The 17,351-nt window shown below is 71.7% G+C and carries 16 protein-coding genes; 5 read left to right on the top strand and 11 right to left on the bottom strand.

Translation table 11 applies throughout. The annotated features are described in order from the left end of the window. The first annotated feature begins 121 nt into the window (after positions 1–121). Positions 122–772 (top strand): putative DNA-mimic protein, encoded by a 651-nt coding sequence (locus tag K3769_RS23950; protein ID WP_267028407.1) that lies wholly within the window; start codon positions 122–124, stop codon positions 770–772. Between the two features lie 113 nt (positions 773–885). Here K3769_RS23950 and K3769_RS23945 read toward each other — a convergent pair whose 3' ends face one another. After that, on the bottom strand, positions 886–2,172 hold the full coding sequence (locus tag K3769_RS23945; protein WP_210881699.1) for an adenylosuccinate synthase: 1,287 nt from the start codon (positions 2,170–2,172) through the stop codon (positions 886–888). 190 nt (positions 2,173–2,362) lie between these two features. Here K3769_RS23945 and K3769_RS23940 point away from each other — a divergent pair, with 190 nt between their 5' ends. After that, positions 2,363–3,256: a diacylglycerol kinase family protein gene (locus K3769_RS23940; protein ID WP_267028406.1), complete on the top strand. Its 894-nt coding sequence runs from the start codon at positions 2,363–2,365 to the stop codon at positions 3,254–3,256. Positions 3,257–3,310: 54 nt separating this feature from the next. On the opposite strand, the gene K3769_RS23935 is transcribed toward K3769_RS23940, so the two are convergent. Next, positions 3,311–3,805: a GbsR/MarR family transcriptional regulator gene (locus tag K3769_RS23935; protein WP_267028405.1), complete on the bottom strand. Its 495-nt coding sequence runs from the start codon at positions 3,803–3,805 to the stop codon at positions 3,311–3,313. Positions 3,806–3,923: 118 nt separating this feature from the next. Here K3769_RS23935 and K3769_RS23930 point away from each other — a divergent pair, with 118 nt between their 5' ends. Continuing rightward, positions 3,924–4,838: an ABC transporter ATP-binding protein gene (locus tag K3769_RS23930; RefSeq protein ID WP_267028404.1), complete on the top strand. Its 915-nt coding sequence runs from the start codon at positions 3,924–3,926 to the stop codon at positions 4,836–4,838. Next, on the top strand, positions 4,835–6,457 hold the full coding sequence (locus tag K3769_RS23925) for an ABC transporter permease (protein WP_267028403.1): 1,623 nt from the start codon (positions 4,835–4,837) through the stop codon (positions 6,455–6,457). Before K3769_RS23930 ends, K3769_RS23925 begins: the two co-directional genes overlap by 4 nt. A gap of 234 nt (positions 6,458–6,691) precedes the next feature. On the opposite strand, the gene K3769_RS23920 is transcribed toward K3769_RS23925, so the two are convergent. The 4 genes from K3769_RS23920 to K3769_RS23905 form a co-directional block, all read right to left on the bottom strand. Continuing rightward, entirely contained in the window at positions 6,692–7,912 is a 1,221-nt protein-coding gene (locus tag K3769_RS23920) for a cytochrome P450 (protein ID WP_267028402.1), read from the bottom strand. Positions 7,913–7,954: 42 nt separating this feature from the next. Continuing rightward, positions 7,955–8,620, bottom strand: coding sequence for a response regulator (locus tag K3769_RS23915; protein WP_267028401.1), 666 nt, complete (start codon positions 8,618–8,620; stop codon positions 7,955–7,957). After that, positions 8,617–10,002 carry a sensor histidine kinase gene (locus tag K3769_RS23910; RefSeq protein ID WP_267028400.1) on the bottom strand — a complete coding sequence of 462 codons (1,386 nt, stop codon included), beginning with the start codon at positions 10,000–10,002 and terminating at the stop codon, positions 8,617–8,619. The genes K3769_RS23915 and K3769_RS23910 overlap by 4 nt, the downstream gene beginning before the upstream one ends. Positions 10,003–10,111: 109 nt before the next feature. After that, on the bottom strand, positions 10,112–10,978 hold the full coding sequence (locus tag K3769_RS23905; RefSeq protein ID WP_267028399.1) for an alpha/beta hydrolase: 867 nt from the start codon (positions 10,976–10,978) through the stop codon (positions 10,112–10,114). 256 nt (positions 10,979–11,234) lie between these two features. On the opposite strand from K3769_RS23905, the gene K3769_RS23900 reads away from it, so the two are divergent. Continuing rightward, positions 11,235–11,894: a TetR/AcrR family transcriptional regulator gene (locus K3769_RS23900; protein WP_267028398.1), complete on the top strand. Its 660-nt coding sequence runs from the start codon at positions 11,235–11,237 to the stop codon at positions 11,892–11,894. 26 nt (positions 11,895–11,920) lie between these two features. Here K3769_RS23900 and kynU read toward each other — a convergent pair whose 3' ends face one another. From kynU to fbaA, 5 genes are all read right to left on the bottom strand, one after another. Further along, a complete protein-coding gene (kynU, locus tag K3769_RS23895; RefSeq protein ID WP_267028397.1) occupies positions 11,921–13,171 on the bottom strand; it encodes a kynureninase in 1,251 nt (416 codons plus the stop codon). After that, positions 13,164–14,021, bottom strand: coding sequence for a tryptophan 2,3-dioxygenase family protein (locus K3769_RS23890; RefSeq protein ID WP_267028396.1), 858 nt, complete (start codon positions 14,019–14,021; stop codon positions 13,164–13,166). Before K3769_RS23890 ends, kynU begins: the two co-directional genes overlap by 8 nt. 167 nt (positions 14,022–14,188) lie before the next feature. Continuing rightward, positions 14,189–14,602 (bottom strand): DUF3151 domain-containing protein, encoded by a 414-nt coding sequence (locus K3769_RS23885; RefSeq protein WP_267028395.1) that lies wholly within the window; start codon positions 14,600–14,602, stop codon positions 14,189–14,191. A 44-nt stretch (positions 14,603–14,646) separates the two neighbouring features. Further along, on the bottom strand, positions 14,647–16,104 hold the full coding sequence (locus K3769_RS23880; protein ID WP_267031515.1) for an MFS transporter: 1,458 nt from the start codon (positions 16,102–16,104) through the stop codon (positions 14,647–14,649). 147 nt (positions 16,105–16,251) lie between these two features. After that, on the bottom strand, positions 16,252–17,274 hold the full coding sequence (fbaA, locus tag K3769_RS23875; protein ID WP_267028394.1) for a class II fructose-bisphosphate aldolase: 1,023 nt from the start codon (positions 17,272–17,274) through the stop codon (positions 16,252–16,254). Positions 17,275–17,351: the final 77 nt, after the last annotated feature.

The following is a 17,351-nucleotide window of genomic DNA, read 5'->3' as shown; positions in this document are numbered from 1 at the left end:
AGCCGCGGGTCGGCGGCGGGCGGGCCGGGCGGTGTGGGGTATCCGACCCGCACGAAGGGGACCGACCGTGCCCTCACCCATTACGCTGCCTTGACCACCGTGCTGAACGAGGAGCTCTCAGTTGGCCTGTGACCTGTGGCTGGTCCCGCTCGTCGACGTGTTGTGCCACACCCCCGACAACCCCTTCGCCGAGGAACTCGCCCTCTACGACAAGGTGCTGGGCGAGGCCGGACTACCGCCGGTTCCGGTGTACGCGTACATGCCGGGCCTCTCCGGCGATGTGGCGCCGGTCGCGGGCTTCGACTACGACGCGCTGCACTTCCTGCGCCGCGCGTACCTCCTCCAGGTGTGCCAGCTGCCGGTGACGCCGGTCGGCGAACTGGGCGGCGACTACGAGCAGTTGCTGGAGATGTTCGACACGACGGCCCAGCAGTCCCACCTGGTCTGGCACTACGACCACGCGGGCGCGTACGTCCCGGTGGACTTCCCGCACCCGCTGTCGAGCGACGAACTCCTCGCGGGCGGCGGCCCGCTGGGCTCCTCCCAGGTGCTGCTGCGCGAGCTGGAGCTGGTCGCCCCGTCGATCGGCATCGACCCCGCCAACCCGCCGGTGCCGCCGCAGCCGCCGATGGCCCCGACGGAGCTGGAGGAGCCGGCCGCCCCGGCCCCCTTCGACGCGAGCCCCTTCGCCCGCGAACGCCACGTATGGCTGGGCCTGCACGCGGCGGCGACCCGGAGCCTGGCCCAGGGCTCGATGATCGTCTTCAGCTAGTTGCCCGCGGGCCGCGTACACAAGGGCCTCATACGAGAAGGCCGCCGCCCCGTACGAAGGTGTCGTACGGGGCGGCGGCCTTCTCCTGTGCCGCTCGATCAGCGCGGACAGCTCTACCGCAGGAACGAGTTGATCTCGATCGTCTCGTCGCGGCCCGGGCCCACGCCGATGGCCGAGATCGGGGCGCCGGACATGTCCTCCAGCGCCTTCACGTACGCCTGCGCGTTCTTCGGGAGGTCGGCGAAGGTCTTGGCCTTCGTGATGTCCTCCGACCAGCCGGGCAGGTTCTCGTAGATCGGCTTCGCGTGGTGGAAGTCGGTCTGCGAGTACGGCAGCTCCTCGACGCGCTTGCCGTCGATCTCGTACGCCACGCAGACCGGGATCTCGTCCCAGCCGGTGAGGACGTCGAGCTTGGTGAGGAAGAAGTCGGTCAGGCCGTTGACGCGGGTCGCGTACCGCGCGATGGGCGCGTCGAACCACCCGCAGCGCCGGTCGCGGCCGGTGGTGACGCCGCGCTCGCCGCCGATGCGGCGCAGCGCCTCGCCGTCCTCGTCGAGCAGCTCGGTCGGGAACGGACCCGCGCCGACCCGGGTCGTGTACGCCTTCAGGATGCCGATGACCCGGCTGATCTTCGTCGGGCCGACGCCCGAGCCCGTGCAGGCGCCGCCCGCGGTGGGGTTCGACGACGTCACGAAGGGATACGTGCCGTGGTCGATGTCCAGGAGCGTGCCCTGGCCGCCCTCGAAGAGGACCACCTTGTCGTCGTCGAGCGCCTTGTTGAGCACCAGGACGGTGTCGGCGACGTACGGGCGCAGCTTCTCCGCGTAGGTCAGCAGTTCCTCGACGATCTGGTCGGTCTCGATCGCGCGGCGGTTGAAGACCTTGGTGAGGAGCTGGTTCTTGCCGTCGAGGGCCGCCTCGACCTTCTGCGTCAGGATCGACTCGTCGTACAGGTCCTGGACGCGGATGCCGACGCGGTTGATCTTGTCGGCGTAGGTCGGGCCGATGCCCCGGCCGGTGGTGCCGATCTTCCGCTTGCCGAGGAAGCGTTCCGTCACCTTGTCCACCGTCACGTTGTACGGCGTGATGATGTGCGCGTTTCCGCTGATGAGGAGCTTGGACGTGTCGACGCCTCGCTCGTTCAGTCCGTTCAGCTCGGAGAACAGGACCGACGGGTCGACAACGACTCCGTTACCGATGACCGGGGTGCACCCCGGCGAGAGGATTCCGGAAGGGAGGAGGTGGAGGGCGTACTTCTGATCGCCCACGACTACCGTATGGCCGGCGTTGTTGCCGCCTTGGTAGCGCACCACATAGTCCACGGAACCACCGAGCAGGTCGGTGGCCTTTCCCTTGCCTTCGTCACCCCACTGAGCACCGAGCAGCACAAGTGCGGGCACGCGCGTACACCCCTTCCGGGCGGGGCATGTCCAAGGTCGGGGACGTACGCGGCTGTATCTGGTACGGCTGCGTACGCCGGCGACCACCTTTGGCCGCGACCGTCGGACCGGATGCCCCGGAATAGACGAAGCCCCTGGCGCAATAGCGCAAGGGGCTCTTGCACAAAGATGCTACCCGAGGAAGCGAGGCATGACCGAGGTGGCGACTTCCGACCAGCTCCTGGTGGTCATCGACCCGGTCGCCCGTCACGGTGACGGTGAGGCGGTACGGATCGCAAAAGACGTGCTCAGCGCGGGTGCGACGACAAAAGTGTGCCTCCCTGACGGGCCCGACGAATTCGATCGGGCACTGGCCAGGAGAGGGTCGCGGCGACCCGTCGTGATCGGGGACGACCGGGCGCTGTCGCGCGCGGTGTCCGTTTTGCACCGGCGGCGCGAGCTGGCCGGATGTGCGCTGTCGCTGGTGCCGGTGGGCGCGGACGACGCGGCGCTGACGCTCTCGCGGGCCCTTGGCGTGCCGATGGGGGCCGTAGCGGCGGCCCGGGCGGTGCTCGACGGGTCCGAGCGGCGGCTCGATCTGCTGGTGGACGACAGTGACGGGGTGGTGCTGGGGGCGCTGCGGATTCCGCCGCTGGGCGGGGACGGGGGCGGGGGCGGGGGCTCCGCGGAGGGGGACGGTCCGCATCACCCCTCCCACTGGCTGCGGACCTGTCAGTCGCTCGTCCGCACGCTCGCCGCCCGGCCCGCCCGGCCGCCGGCGTCCGCCTCGCCCGGGCCCGCCCGGCTGCGGGTCGAGGTCGACGGGCGGACCCTCGTCGACCTGGACCAGCCGGTGGAGGCCGTGTCGATCACGCCGGGGGGTGCGGGGGGTGGTGCGCGCGTCGAGGTCCGGCCCGTTTCCGTGGGCGCGGAGGCCGCGCCGCTGGAGGCCGTGGCGCGGACGATCACCGTCTCGGGGGCGGATTTCCGCTACCGGGCGGACGCGGTGGTGGGCGGACCGGTACGGACCCGGACGTGGACCGTCCGGGAGGCGGCCTGGGGGTTGACGCTGCCGGGGGTACCCGGTGGCCCGTCCGGCGTTTGAGGACAAAGGGGGCGAGGGGGCGAAGCCCCCATGCGGTGACGGGGAGGGCGGGACTCAGCCGGCGCCGAAGTGGCGTTCACGGTGGGTTCGCCAGCGGTCCATCATCAGCGCCAGCTCCCCGTCGACGAACTCGAAGAACGCGAGCGTCTCGGCCAGCCGTCGCCCCGCCGGACTGCTCCCGCCCAGGCTGTCCACGCCCTCGCGCAGCGCCCGCTCCCACCCCTTGATGACGGCCTCACGGTTGGTGAGCGCCTCGTACCACTGGTTGCTGTGCACCCGGTACCGCTCGCGCCGCGATCCCGGCTCCCGCTCGCGCGAGACCATGTGCTGCTGCGCGAGATAGCGCACCGCCCCGGACACGGCGGCCGGACTGATCCGCAGCTGTTCGCCCAGCTCGACCGAGGTCAGCGTCCCGGAGTCGGAGGAGAGCAGCGCGGCGAACACCCGGGCCGGCATCCGCTGCATGCCGGCCTCGACGAGCTGCGCGGCGAAGCTCTCGACGAACTTCGAGACCGCCTCGGCGTCACGCGTCCCGCCCGGTTCCGCCATGCCGTGATCCTCTCCCCTGCCCCCGCCTGCCTGCGCCTTCACCAGGGGCCGATTCTAGGCGCCGTTTATACGCTTCCTTAACTTCACAAGTTTGTGAAATCAGCGTACGTTCTGAAACATGACGAAGGCAATCACCGTCTCCGGACTGCACAAGTCGTTCGGCGGCACGCACGCTCTGGACGGCCTCGACCTCGACGTCGAGTCCGGTGAGGTGCACGGCTTCCTCGGCCCCAACGGCGCAGGCAAGTCCACCACCATCCGCGTCCTGCTGGGCCTGCTGCGCGCCGACTCGGGCACCGCGCGGCTGCTGGGCCGCGACCCGTGGGCCGACGCGGTGGAACTGCACCGCCGGATCGCGTACGTCCCCGGTGACGTGACGCTCTGGCGGAACCTGTCGGGCGGCGAGGTCATCGACCTGTACGGGCGCCTGCGCGGCGGTCTGGACGAGGCGCGCCGCGCCGACCTGGTCCGGCGCTTCGAACTGGACCCCACGAAGAAGGGCCGCACCTACTCCAAGGGCAACCGGCAGAAGGTCGCCCTCGTCGCCGCCTTCGCCTCGGACGTCGACCTGCTGATCCTCGACGAACCCACCTCCGGCCTCGACCCGCTGATGGAGGAGGTCTTCCAGCGGTGCGTCGAGGAGGAACGCGACCGGGGCCGCACCATCCTGCTCTCCTCCCACATCCTCAGTGAGGTCGAGGAGCTGTGCGACCGCGTCAGCATCATCCGCAAGGGCGTCACGGTCGAGTCCGGTTCGCTCGCCGATCTGCGGCACCTCACCCGCACCAGCGTCACCGCCGAACTCTCCGGTCCCCCCGACGGACTGGCCGCCCTGCCCGGCGTCCACCACCTCGACATCCAGGGCTCCCGGGTCAGGCTCCAGGTGGAGAGCGACCACCTGAACGCCGTACTGCGCTCACTCACCGAGTCCGGCGTACGGTCCCTGACCTCGACACCGCCCACCCTGGAGGAGCTCTTCCTGCGCCACTACCAGGAGGACGTCCGGGACGAAGCGGGGGCGGTGTCCCGATGACCGCCGTGACCCCGGCACCCGGACCCACCGCCGTACGGGGCAGGGGTTCGCGCCCACTGGCGGGCACCCGGCCCCTGCTGCGGCTCGCCCTGCGCCGCGACCGGGTGGTGATCCCGCTCTGGGTGGGCGTCGTCGCCCTGATGATGGTCTCCCTGCCGGGCTCCCTGAAGAGCGTGTACCCCACGGCCGCCGAACGCACCGAACTCGCCCACCAGATGCTCACCAACAGCTCCCTGCGCGCCCTGTACGGACCGGTGTTCGGCGACTCGCTCGGCGCTCTCGTGGCGTGGCGCATCGGCGCGTACGCGGGGGTGTTCGCCGGGATCATGAGCCTGGTCGTCGTCGTACGGCACACCCGGGACGAGGAGGAGAGCGGCCGTCAGGAGATGGTCTCGGCGGGCATGGTGGGCCGCCGCGCCCCGCTGACCGCCGCACTCCTCGCCGCCCTCCTCGCGAACGCGGCCCTCGCCCTGCTCATCACCGCCGGCCTCGCCGCGCAGGGCGCGTCGGGCGCCCTGGCGCTGGGGCTCGGCACGGCCGGGGTCGGCATGGTCTTCGCGACGGCGGCGGCGGTCGTCGCCCAGCTCACGGAGAGCGCACGGCTCGCCAAGGGACTCACGGGAGGGCTGCTGGGCACGGCGTTCGCCCTGCGGGCGGCCGGTGACTCCTCGGTGACCGACGGCTCGTCCGTGCTGACGTGGCTGTCCCCCGTCGGCTGGCTGGAGAACCTGCGGGCCTTCGCCGGCGAACGCTGGTGGGTCCTGCTGCTGTTCGCCGCCGCCGTCGCGCTCCAGGGCATGGTCGCCTACGAACTGGCCGGGCGCCGCGATGTCGGGATGAGCTTCCTGCCGACCCGGCCAGGGCCCGCCGCCGGCCGCCTCGGCACGGCGGGCGCGCTGGCCTGGCGACTGCAGCGCGGCAGCGTACTCGGCTGGAGTCTCGGCTTCCTCGCCGCCGGCGCCGCCTTCGGCGGGGTGACCAAGGGCGCGACGGACCTGGTCGGCGACAACGAACGCACCCGCGAGATCATCGAGCGCATGGGCGGCCAGTCGGGCATCACCGACGCGTTCCTCGCCACGATGGTCGGCATGCTCGGCATGGTCGCCGCGCTGTACGTCGTCCAGTCCGTGCTGCGGCTGCACAGCGAGGAGACCTCGCAGCGGGCCGAACCGGTCCTGGCGGGCGCGGTGGGCCGCCTGCGCTGGGCCGGCGGCCATCTGCTGATCGCCTTCGGCGGGGCCGTGCTCATCATGCTCCTGGGCGGCCTGGGACTGACGGCCGGCTACGGGCACTCGCCCGGCGCCGTCCTGGGCGCCTGCCTGGTCCAGCTCCCCGCGATCTGGACCATCGGCGCCCTGACGGTCCTCCTGTACGGGGTCTCCCCGCGGGTGGCTCCGGCCGCGTGGGCGGTGGCCGGCACCGCGCTGCTCCTGGGCTGGATCGGCCCGGCCCTGGACCTCCCCGCCGCGGTGCTGGACCTCTCGCCCTACGGCCACCTGCCGAAACTCCCCGGCGGCGAGATGACCTGGACCCCGGTCCTGACACTCACGGCAATCGCAGCAGCCCTGACCACGGCAGGCCTGACAGTATTCAAGCACCGCGACCTGACAACGGGCTGACCTTCCCAGGAGCGCGGGAAACGCCGCAGTCTTTTGGCTTCAGCCTTCAGGGGCGCGGGGAACGGCGCAGTCTTTTGGCTTTTGCCTTTAGGGGCGCGGGGAACGGCGCAATCTTTTGGCTTTTGCCTTTAGGGGCGCGGGGAACGGCGCAATCTTTTGGCTTTTGCCTTTGGGGCGCGGGGAAAGGCGCAATCGGTTGCTTTTAGGGGCGCGGGGAACTGCGCGACCGCCCCGTCAGACCTCGACCAGCAGCCCCTCCAACCCCCGGATGACGAAGTTCGGCTTCCGCGAAGGCTCGGCACCGAGCCGAAGCGATGGAGCCTGCTCCAACAACGCCCGCATGGACGCCGCGAGTTCGATCCGCGCGAGCGGCGCCCCGATGCAGTAGTGGATCCCCGCGCTGAAGGAGATGTGCGGATTCTCCGCCCGGGACAGATCGAGCGCCTCCGGCTCGGCGAACACCGCCGGGTCGTGGTTGGCCGCCCCGAAGAGCAACGCCACCTCGCTCCCCCGCGGGATCACCGTCCCGTCGACCTCGATCTCGTCCAGCACCCACCGCTCGAACAGCTGCAGCGGGGTGTCGTACCGCATCAGCTCCTCCACCGCCGTACCCACCAGCCCCCGGTCCGCGCGGAGCGCCGCCAGCTGCTCCGGGTGCCGGAACAGCGCCCACCAGCCGTTCACCGTGGCGTTCACGGTCGCCTCGTGGCCCGCGTTCAGCAGGAGGACGCACGTCGAGATCATCTCCTGCTCACTGAGCCGGTCCCCCTCGTCGTACGCCGCGATCAGTCCCGAGATCAGGTCGTCCCCGGGCTCCTCGCGCCGTACGGCGATCAGCTCCCGCAGGAACTCGGTGAACTCGACCGACGCCCGTACCGCCCTCTCCGCCGTCTCCTTCGACGGGCTCAGCTCGTACATCCCGCAGATGTCCGCCGACCAGGGCCGCAACTGCGCCCGCTCCGACTCCGGGATCCCCAGCATCTCCGCGATCACCGCCACCGGGAGGGGCTCGGCGACGACCGTCAGCAGGTCTCCGCCGCCCGCCGCGACCAGCTCACCGACCAGGTCGGACGCCAGCCGGTCCACGTACGGCCGCAGCCGCTCGACCGTGCGCGGGGTGAACGCCTTCGACACCAACCGCCTGATCCGGGTGTGGTCCGGCGGTTCCAGGTCGAGCATGCCGTGGTCGTTCAGCACGTGGAACGGCTCGTGCTCGGGCGGGGGCGGCGTCCGTCCGAAGTCCTCGTGCGTGAACCGGTGCTGGTAGGTACGGCCCAGCCTGCGGTCCCTCAGCAGCGTCGACACGTCCGCGTGGTGGGAGACCAGCCACTGGTCGGTGGGCTCGTAGTAGTGGACCCTGCCGTGGGCGCGGAGGTCCGTGTACGCGGGGTACGGGTCCGCCAGGAAGGCCTGGTCCCAGGGGTCGAAGGACTTCGGGGGGTTGATGGCTGCCATGTCCGGACGCTAGCCGGTGGTGCCCCTGTCCGGACAGGGGGGTCAGCCCGGGGTCACCAGGCGGGCCTCGTAGGCGAAGACCGCCGCCTGGGTCCGGTCTCGCAGGCCGAGTTTCACCAGGATGCGGCTCACGTGCGTCTTGATGGTGGACTCGGCCACGACCAGGCGGCCGGCTATCTCCACGTTGGACAGGCCCTGCGCGATGAGGACCAGCACCTCCGTCTCGCGGTCGGTCAGGTCGCCGTACGCCGCGCGCGCCGCGGCCGAGTAGCGGGGCTCCTCGGACAGCTTCGAGAACTCGGTGATCAGCCGCTTCGTCACCGAGGGCGCCAGCAGGGCCTCGCCGGCCGCCACCACCCGTACCCCGTCCGCGAGCTGCCGGGCCGAGGCGTCCTTCAGGAGGAAGCCCGACGCCCCGGCGCGCAGCGCCTGGTACACGTACTCGTCGAGGTCGAAGGTCGTCAGCACGAGCACCTTCGCCGCGCCGTCCGCCGCCACGATCTCGCGCGTCGCCTCGATGCCGTTCATCTCGGGCATCCGGATGTCCATCAGGACGACGTCCGGCGCCAGCTCCCTGACCCGGTCGACCGCCTCCCGGCCGTTGACCGCCTCGCCCACGACCTCGATGTCGGGCATCGCGCCGAGCAGTACCGAGAACCCCTCGCGGACCATGATCTGGTCGTCGGCGATCAGTACCCGAATGCTCATGCCGTGTCCTCCGCCGCCGCCGAAGACGCCGCCGCAGCCGAGGAGACCGGCAGGAAGACCGCGACCTCGTAACCCCCGTCGTCCGTCGCCTCCGCCGTCATCTCCCCGTCCAGCATCGACACCCTCTCCCGCATGCCCGTAATGCCGTGCCCGGCGCCCGGCGACGGCTTGACCAGCCCGGTCGCCGGACCGTTCACCACCCGCAGCCCGAGCCCGCCGAGGACATGGCTGACCTCCACCTTGGCCGTCGCGCCCGGCGCGTGCCGCAGGCTGTTGCTCAGCGCCTCCTGCACTATCCGGTAGGCGGACAACTCGACGCCCTGCGGAAGCTCCCGCACGGCTCCCGTGACCGTGCTGTCCACCTTCAGGCCGGCGTCGCGCACGTTCTCCAGCAGGCGGTCCAGGTCCGCGAGTCTGGGCTGCGGGGCGTCCGGGGCCTCGTAGTCCTCGGCGCGTACGACCCCCAGGACCCGGCGCAGCTCGGAGAGCGCGACGACCGCGTTCTCCCGGATCACCTTGAAGGCGTACTCCAGCTCCGGCGGGGGGTTCTCCACACGGTAGGGCGCGGCCTCCGCCTGGATGGCGACCACGGACATGTGGTGGGCGACCACGTCGTGCAGCTCGCGGGCGATCGTCGTGCGCTCTTCGAGAAGGGTGCGCTTGGAACGCTCGTGCGCGGTCACCGTCCGCTGGGCGGTCACCCGCCGCACGGCGTCGTGACGCACGTGCCACACCGTGACGACCAGCAGGGCCAACGCGCTCACGAGCAGGAAGGGGATGGTGTTCGTGTTGTAGTAGGGGCTGCCCTTGAAGAAGGTTTCCGCGATGAGGCCGTAGGCCGCGGTCAGCACCCACATCCAGGCCGCCGTGCGGGGCCTGGTCCGCAACGCCACGACCGTGAGCACGACCAGCTGGGTCGCGAGGGCGCCGGGCGCCCAGGGCCAGTCAACGTCCCAGGGATTGCCGAACTGGGCCGCGACCAGTGTCACCACGAGGGAGACCCAGAAAGCGCCGACCGGCCTGAGCAGGGTCAGCACGATCGCGCCCAGTCCCATGAGGCCGGTCCAGAACCGCGGCTGGTCGCCGCCGCCGTTGGCCGCGAGGGAGATGAGCAGCGTCACCACGCCGGCCAGCACCACCAAGGCGTGCGGGAGCCAGGTGGCCTGCTCCCGAAGAGGCGACGGCAGCCTTCGGGTGAGGGGGCCGTCCACCCGCATCCTCGGAAGGGGGCGGACGGCGAAGGCGTCCTGGAACAGGTCCTGCCACAGCCACCGCGACACGCCCGTCGCGAACTGGAACACGCCCATCGCGAACTGGAACTCGGGACTGCGCGGCTGGCCACCGCCTGGCTGTGTCATCTGTATCTGGGTCGTCTCGGTCATGCACAAACCGTAGGCGGGGGTGGGGTGGTGGTCGTCACCAGTGAGACGGGTTCTGAAGCCTCCCTCTCAGGTACTACAGGTGCCGGACCGGACCGCGGACCTGCCCCCTCTACCAGGCCAGTTGGGCGATCTCCTCCGCCACCACCGCGCACGCGTCCGCCGCCGGGTCGATCAGCGGGAAATGGCCCACGTCCTCCAGGAGCGTCAGTCCCACCACCTCGCCGGCCTTCGCCGCGGCGTCCGCGTACGCCTCGGAGACCGCCTGGGGCACGACGGTGTCCGTCCGGCCCTGGACCAGCGTCGTGGCGATACCCGTCGGGAGGAGCAGGGCCGGATCGGCGTACGGCTGCCGTTCCCCGAACTTCTCTTCTCCGCCGAGGAGTTGGAGTGCCGCTCCGGAGCAGACGTCCAGTTTCTCCGCGACCGTGAAGTCGGCGATCGGGGCGAGGGCGACGACACCGCGCAGCGGGGCGGGCCGCTCCAGGTACCAGGGCGCGTCGGCCGGCAGCAGGTGACGGGCGGCTGCCCACAGCGCCAGATGGCCGCCGGCCGAGTGACCGGTGACCACCGTGCGGCGCGCGTCGGCTGCGGGCAGGGCCTTGCGTACGAGGTCCGGCATCGCGTCCAGCGCCGCCGCGACGTCGTCGAAGGTGTCGGGCCAGCGCCCCGCCACCGGTCCCGTGCCGCCCTGCGCCGGGATCGTGCCGCCGCGCCGGTACTCGACGTTGGCCACGGCGAAGCCCCGCCGGGCCAGGAAGTCCGCGAACGGGGTGATGTGCCGCCGGTCGTACGGGGCACGCCAGGCGCCGCCGTGCAGGACCACGACGAGCGGGGCCGACTCCTCACCGCCGCGCGGTGCGTAGAAGTCGACGACCTGGTCGGGGTGGTCGCCGTACGCGGCGGTGGCGTCGGGGTCGACGGGCGGGTGGGAGAAGGCCGACTCCTCCTCCGCGGCGTCGCGGGCGTCGTCCGGCATGCTCCAAGCCTCTCAGCGGTGCGGTGTTCGTTCTGCGGCCCGTACGCTCCCTGGCTCTCGTGAGCTCACGGAGCTCGCGGTCAACGTGCTCCGGGGCGCGGGTCGTTGGCGGGACGGTATCAGGCCGGTGACGTGCGCCTACACACCGCCGTGACGCTCGGTGAGGGGTAAACGGTGCTGGTGTTTCGTTACGCTGGTGGAGTGCCGCCCCGCGTCGCCCTTCCCCTTCCCTGCCTGACCGCGAAGGAGTCCCCTCATGACCGCCGCCCCCGACGACACCGAGAGCGGGCCGGGGACCGAACCGGAACCCGGGAGCGAGCCCGAGCCCGGGACCGTCCGGCCCGGAGGGCGTACCGCCCGGGTTCGTACGGCCGTGTTGCGCGCCGCCGGGGACGTGCTGGCCGAGCGGGGGTTCGCCCACCTCGATCTGGCGGACGTGGCCCGGCGGGCGGGGGTCGGGAAGACGACCGTGTACCGGCGCTGGGGCTCCGTCACCGGGCTCGTCGCCGACCTGCTCACCGACATGGCCGAGCAGTCGCTCCCCCGTACCGAGACGGGCTCCGTGCTCGGCGACCTGCGGGCCAATGCCGCGCTCGTGTGCCGCACGCTCGCCGATCCCCGGCAGGGGGCGCTGTTCCGGGCGGTGATCGCCGCGGCGGCGTGCGACGCGCGTACGGAGGAGGCGTTGCGGAGGTTCTACGACGTGCGGGTCACCGAGTGGGCGCCCTGTGTCGAGGAGGGGGTGGCCCGGGGGGAGTTGCCGGTGGGGACCGATGCGGGGGAGGTGGTGCGGGCTGTCTCCGCGCCGCTGTACTACGCGTTGCTCACGGCGGGGGTGGCGCCGGACGCGGGGGCCGCGGAGCGGGCCGCGACGGCGGCGGTCGCCGCCGCGCGGGACGGGGTGTTCGTGGCGTAGAGCTTTCCTCCGCCCCCCGGCGTTCGTCAGAACAACCCGCCCAGCACTCCCGCCGCCCTCTCCACCTCGTTGAACCCCACGTACAGCGGGGTGAAGCCGAAGCGGAGGATGACCGGCTCGCGGAAGTCACCGACCACGCCCCGCTCGATCAGCCGGCGCATCACCCCGCCCGCGTCCGCGCAGCGCAGCGCGACCTGACTCCCCCGTTCCGCGTGGGCGTCAGGCGTCACGGACTCCACCGCACCCCCCGGCACGTACGCCGCCACGCACTCCAGGAAGAAGTCCGTCAGCGCGAGCGACTTGGTGCGGACCGCCTCGATCGAGACGTCGTCCCAGACCTCCAGGGCCGCCTCCAGGGCGAGCATGGAGAGGATGTCCGGCGTGCCGACCCGGCCGCGGAGTGCGCCGTCGGCCGGCACGTGGTCCGCCGTCATGCCGAAGGGCTCGGCGTGGGAGTTCCAGCCCGGCAGCGGGGAGTCGAAGCGTGGCTGGTGGTCCCGGCGGACGTAGAGGTACGCCGGTGAACCCGGCCCGCCGTTCAGGTACTTGTAGGTGCAGCCGACTGCCAGGTCCACGCCGTGTTCGTCCAGGCCGACCGGCAGGGCACCCGCGCTGTGGCAGAGGTCCCAGACCGAGACGGCACCCGCCGCCCGGATCGCGGCCGTCAGCGCCGGCAGGTCGTGCAGGCGGCCCGTGCGGTAGTCGACGTGGTTCAGAAGCACCGCGGCCGTACGTCCGCTCAGGGCGTCCGGCACCTCGTCGGGCGCCACAGGGCGCAGCGTGCAGCCGGTGAGCCGCGCCGCCGACGCGGCGATGTAGCCGTCCGTGGGGAACGTCGTCGCGTCGACCAGGATCTCGTCCCGGCCCTCCCCGCGGGCGCCCCCTCCCCCGCCCCCTCCCTCTTCGCCCCCGCCGGCGAGGCGCACCGCGCCCACGACCGCCTTGAAGACGTTCACGCTCGTCGAGTCGCCCACCACGATCTGGCCCGGCGCCGCGCCCACCAGCGGGGCGATCCGGTCGCCGATCCGTTCCGGCGCGGTCCACCAGCCGCTCTCGTCCCAGGACCGGATCCGCAGCGAACCCCACTGTCGGCGCACGACGTCCTCGATCCGGCCGGGCACCGAGCGCGGCAGCGCGCCGAGCGAGTTCCCGTCCAGGTACACCGTGTCGTCCAGGACGAACTGCGCCCGCACCTTGCCCAGTTCGTCGGCGGCGTCCAGCGCCGCCGCCCTGCCCGCGAGCGACTCGCGGCCGGAGTCCGCGTACGGCTCAGACATGGGACCGTGCCGTCCACAGCTCGGGGAACACGTTCTTGCGGGCCCGCTTCTCCAGCCAGGCCACGCCCGCCGAGCCGCCGGTGCCCGTCTTGGAGCCCATCGCCCGCCGGGTGGCGACCAGGTGGTCGTTGCGCCAGCGCCAGACCAGCTCGGCGACGTCGGTCAACGCCTCGCCGAGCCGGGCGAGTTCGGAGCTCTCGTCGCCCGCGTAGAGGTCCGTCCAGACGGCCTCGACCTCGGGCGAGGGCTCGTAGCGGCCGGAGACGTCCCGCTGGACGACCGAGGCCGGTATCGCGTGACCGCGCCGGGCGAGCAGCCGCAGCACCTCGTCGTACAGGCTCGGCTCGTGCAGGGCCTTCTCCAGCTCGGCGTGGACGCGGGGCGCGCCCCGGTGCGGTACGAGCATGGACGCGGACTTGTCGCCGAGCAGGAACTCCATCCGCCGGTACATCGCCGACTGGAATCCGGAGCCCTCGCCGAGGGCGCTGCGGTACGAGTTGAACTGGGCCGGAGTGAGCTGGCCGAGGGGCTTCCACGAGGCGTTCAGCGCCTCCAGCTCCCGTACCGAACGCTTCAGGGCCGCCACCGCGACCGGCACGCGGTCCTCCCGCAGCGCCTTCGCCGCGGTCTCCCACTCGTGCACGATGACGGTGAACCACAACTCCATGACCTGGGTCGTCACCAGGAAGACCATCTCTCCGGGGTCGTCGGAGAGGGTGTGCTGGAGGTGGGTGAGAACGTCCGCCTGCACGTAGTCCTCGTACGGCGTCGTGCCCTGGAAGTCGAGATGCGGGGTCTCGGGCTCCGAAGCCGCCGCGTGGGCCTCGCCGTCCTGAGCCTGTTGGGACATCGCTGTCTCCTGCTGTCCTCCGGGTAGCGGTCCGCCCCTGCCGAATTCCGACACGGGGGCCCCGGTCCCCAACCGGCATCCTCCACAATCGTGCCCCGAAACCGCAAGGTCCGCCTGGTCACACCAGGCGGACCTGTACGTCCGCGACCCTCGACGGGCCCGCGGGGTCAGCCCAGGGTCTGGGCCGCCGCCGGGGAGGAGTCCTTCAGGAACTGCGCGCAGCGCTCGTACTCCGCCTGCTCGCCGATCGCCTGGGCGGCGCGGGCGAGGCCGTGCAGGGCACGCAGGAAGCCGCGGTTCGGCTCGTGCTCCCACGGCACCGGGCCATGGCCCTTCCAGCCGCCGCGGCGCAGGGAGTCGAGACCCCGGTGGTAGCCGGTACGGGCGTACGCGTACGACTCGACGACACTGCCGCGCTCGTACGCCTCGTCGGCCAGCTGGGCCCAGGCGAGCGAGGAGGTCGGGTACTTCGCGGCGACGTCGGCGGGCGCCGTGCCGTTGGCGAGGAGCTCACGCGGCTCCGGGTCGTCGGGCAGGTGGGTCGGGGGCGGTCCCCCGAGGAGGTTCTCGTGAATCGACATGGTCTCCAGTTTGCGCTATCCACGCCCGCCCCGGGCTCCTTGGGCTACTCCAGCCGCCCCCGTGATCGGTTCGGCTCCAGCGGCGGGGCCGTCACGCTGCCGTGCGTGAGGCATTCCGGGCGCAGGCAGCCCGGCGGGGGCTTGCGCACGGTCGCGAAGGCGATCACCGCGCCCACCACCAGGATGCCCGCGCACAGGGGCATGGCCCGCCGGAACGCGTCGTCGAAGGCGTCCGCCGAGCGGTACGCCTCCTCGCTCATCCCGGCCAGCAGCGGCAGCGCGGCCACCGAGACCAGACCGGCGGCACGGGCAGCCGCGTTGTTGATGCCGCTGGCCAGCCCCGCCCGGCCGGTGTCCACGGAGGCCAGCACGGTCGCCGTGAGGGGCGCCACCAGCGTCACCATGCCGGTGCCGAGCACCAGGACGGCGGGCAGCACGTCGGCCGCGTACGAGGCGTCCTCGCCCACTCTCAGCATCAGCAGCATCCCGCTCGCGCACAGCAGCGGACCCACGGTGAGCGGGATGCGGGGTCCTATGCGCTGGGCCAGCTCGCCCGAGCGGGCCGACAGCAGCAGCATCAGGACGGTCGTCGGCAGCAGCGCCGTACCGGCGCCGAGGGCCGAGTAGCCGACCACCACCTGGAGCTGGACCGCGGAGAGGAAGAAGAAGCCGGCGAAGGCCGCGTACACGCACAGGGTGACGAGGTTGACCGCCGTGAACTGGCGGGACGCGAAGATGTCGAGCGGCATCATCGGGTCGGGCCGCCGCTTCTCCACGGCCACGAAGGCGACCCCCGCCGCGACCCCGGCCGCCGCCGTCACCGCGACGACGGGCACCGAGCCGCCGGGCGCCTCGATGAGGGCGTACGTCACCAGGGCCAGCGACAGTGCGCCGAGGGCGGCGCCGAGCACGTCGAAGCCGCGCCCGTGGACCCGGCCGTCCTTCGACTCCGGTACGTGTCTCAGGGCGATCGGGGCGCACAGCAGGGCGAGCGGGACGTTCAGCAGGAACACCCAGCGCCAGCCGGGGCCGTCCACCAGCCAGCCGCCCAGGAAGGGGCCGACCGCCGCCCCGATGCCGCCGAAACCGGACCACAGGCCCACGGCCCGCGCCCGGTCCTCGGGGTGGAACGACGCCTGGATGAGGGCCAGCGAGCCGGGGGTGAGCAGCGCGCCGCCGACGCCCTGGAGGGCGCGGGCGGCGACGAGCACGCCCGCGTTCGGTGCGAGTCCGCACAGCAGGGAGGCCGCCGCGAACCACACCACGCCGACGACGAACACCTTCCGCCGTCCGAAGCGGTCGCCCAGGGCGCCGCCCAGGAGGATGAGCCCGGCGAGGGTCAGCATGTAGGCGTTGACCGTCCACTGGAGACCGGCCAGGTCGGCGTCGAGGTCGCGGCCGATCGTCGGCAGCGCGACGTTCACCACGGTCGAGTCCAGCATCGCCATGCTCGAACCGAGGACCGTCGTCAGCAGGATCCACTTGCCCGTGGAGGAGGACATCCGGACGGCCGGTGCCGGGGACGGGCCCGGGGCCGGTGACTCCTGCGGTGGGGGCGTGGGGGCAGCCATGTTCCGGATCATACGGACACAGGGCGGGGCCCGGCTGCCCCTGTGGACAACCGGACCCCGCCCTGTGGACGGAGGCGCTTACTTGATCTTCGTACCCGTGGAACGCAGGTGACCGCAGGCCTGGGTGACGCGCGCGGCCATCGAGCCCTCGGCGAGCTTGCCCCAGGTGCGGGGGTCGTACGTCTTCTTGTTGCCGACCTCGCCGTCGACCTTCAGGACGCCGTCGTAGTTGCGGAACATGTGGTCCGCGACCGGGCGCGTGAACGCGTACTGCGTGTCCGTGTCGATGTTCATCTTCACGACGCCGTTCTCCAGAGCCGTGCGGATCTCCTCCTCGGAGGAGCCGGAGCCGCCGTGGAAGACGAAGTCGAACGGGGACGGCTTGTTGTACTTCGCCGCCACGCCCTCGTTGAGCTCCTTGAGGAGTTCGGGGCGCAGGACGACGTTGCCCGGCTTGTAGACGCCGTGCACGTTGCCGAAGGACGCGGCCAGCAGGTAGCGGCCCTTCTCGCCCAGGCCCAGGGCCTCGACGGTGCGGAACGCGTCGTCGACCGTGGTGTAGAGGGAGTCGTTGATCTCGTGCGAGACGCCGTCCTCCTCGCCACCGGTCGGGGTGATCTCCACCTCAAGGATGATCTTCGCGGCGGCGGCGCGGGCCAGCAGCTCCTGGGCGATGGCCAGGTTGTCGTCGAGGGTCTCCGCGGAACCGTCCCACATGTGGGACTGGAACAGCGGGTTCCGGCCGGCCTTGACGCGCTCCTCGGAGACCGCGAGCAGCGGACGTACGTACCCGTCGAGCTTGTCCTTCGGGCAGTGGTCCGTGTGCAGCGCGACGGTGACGTCGTACTTCGCGGCGACGATGTGCGCGAACTCGGCGAGCGCCACCGCGCCGGTGACCATGTCCTTCTTGTACTGGCCGCCCAGGAACTCCGCACCGCCCGTGGAGATCTGGATGATGCCGTCGCTCTCGGCCTCCGCGAAGCCGCGGAGCGCAGCGTGCAGGGTCTGCGTCGAGGTCACATTGATGGCCGGGTAGGCGAACTTGCCTGCCTTCGCCCGGTCGAGCATCTCGTTGTAGACCTCGGGGGTTGCGATGGGCATCTGTCCGCTCCTTGTATGTGCGGGTGGCGTTCTGCTTACGGCCCTGACCTAGGGGGCGACGTCATCGTCGGCCCCAT

Source organism: Streptomyces ortus (assembly GCF_026341275.1).
GTDB lineage: Bacteria > Actinomycetota > Actinomycetes > Streptomycetales > Streptomycetaceae > Streptomyces > Streptomyces ortus.
The sequence above is the reverse complement of the archived record's forward strand: the minus strand, read 5'-3'. Positions and strand labels throughout refer to the sequence as shown.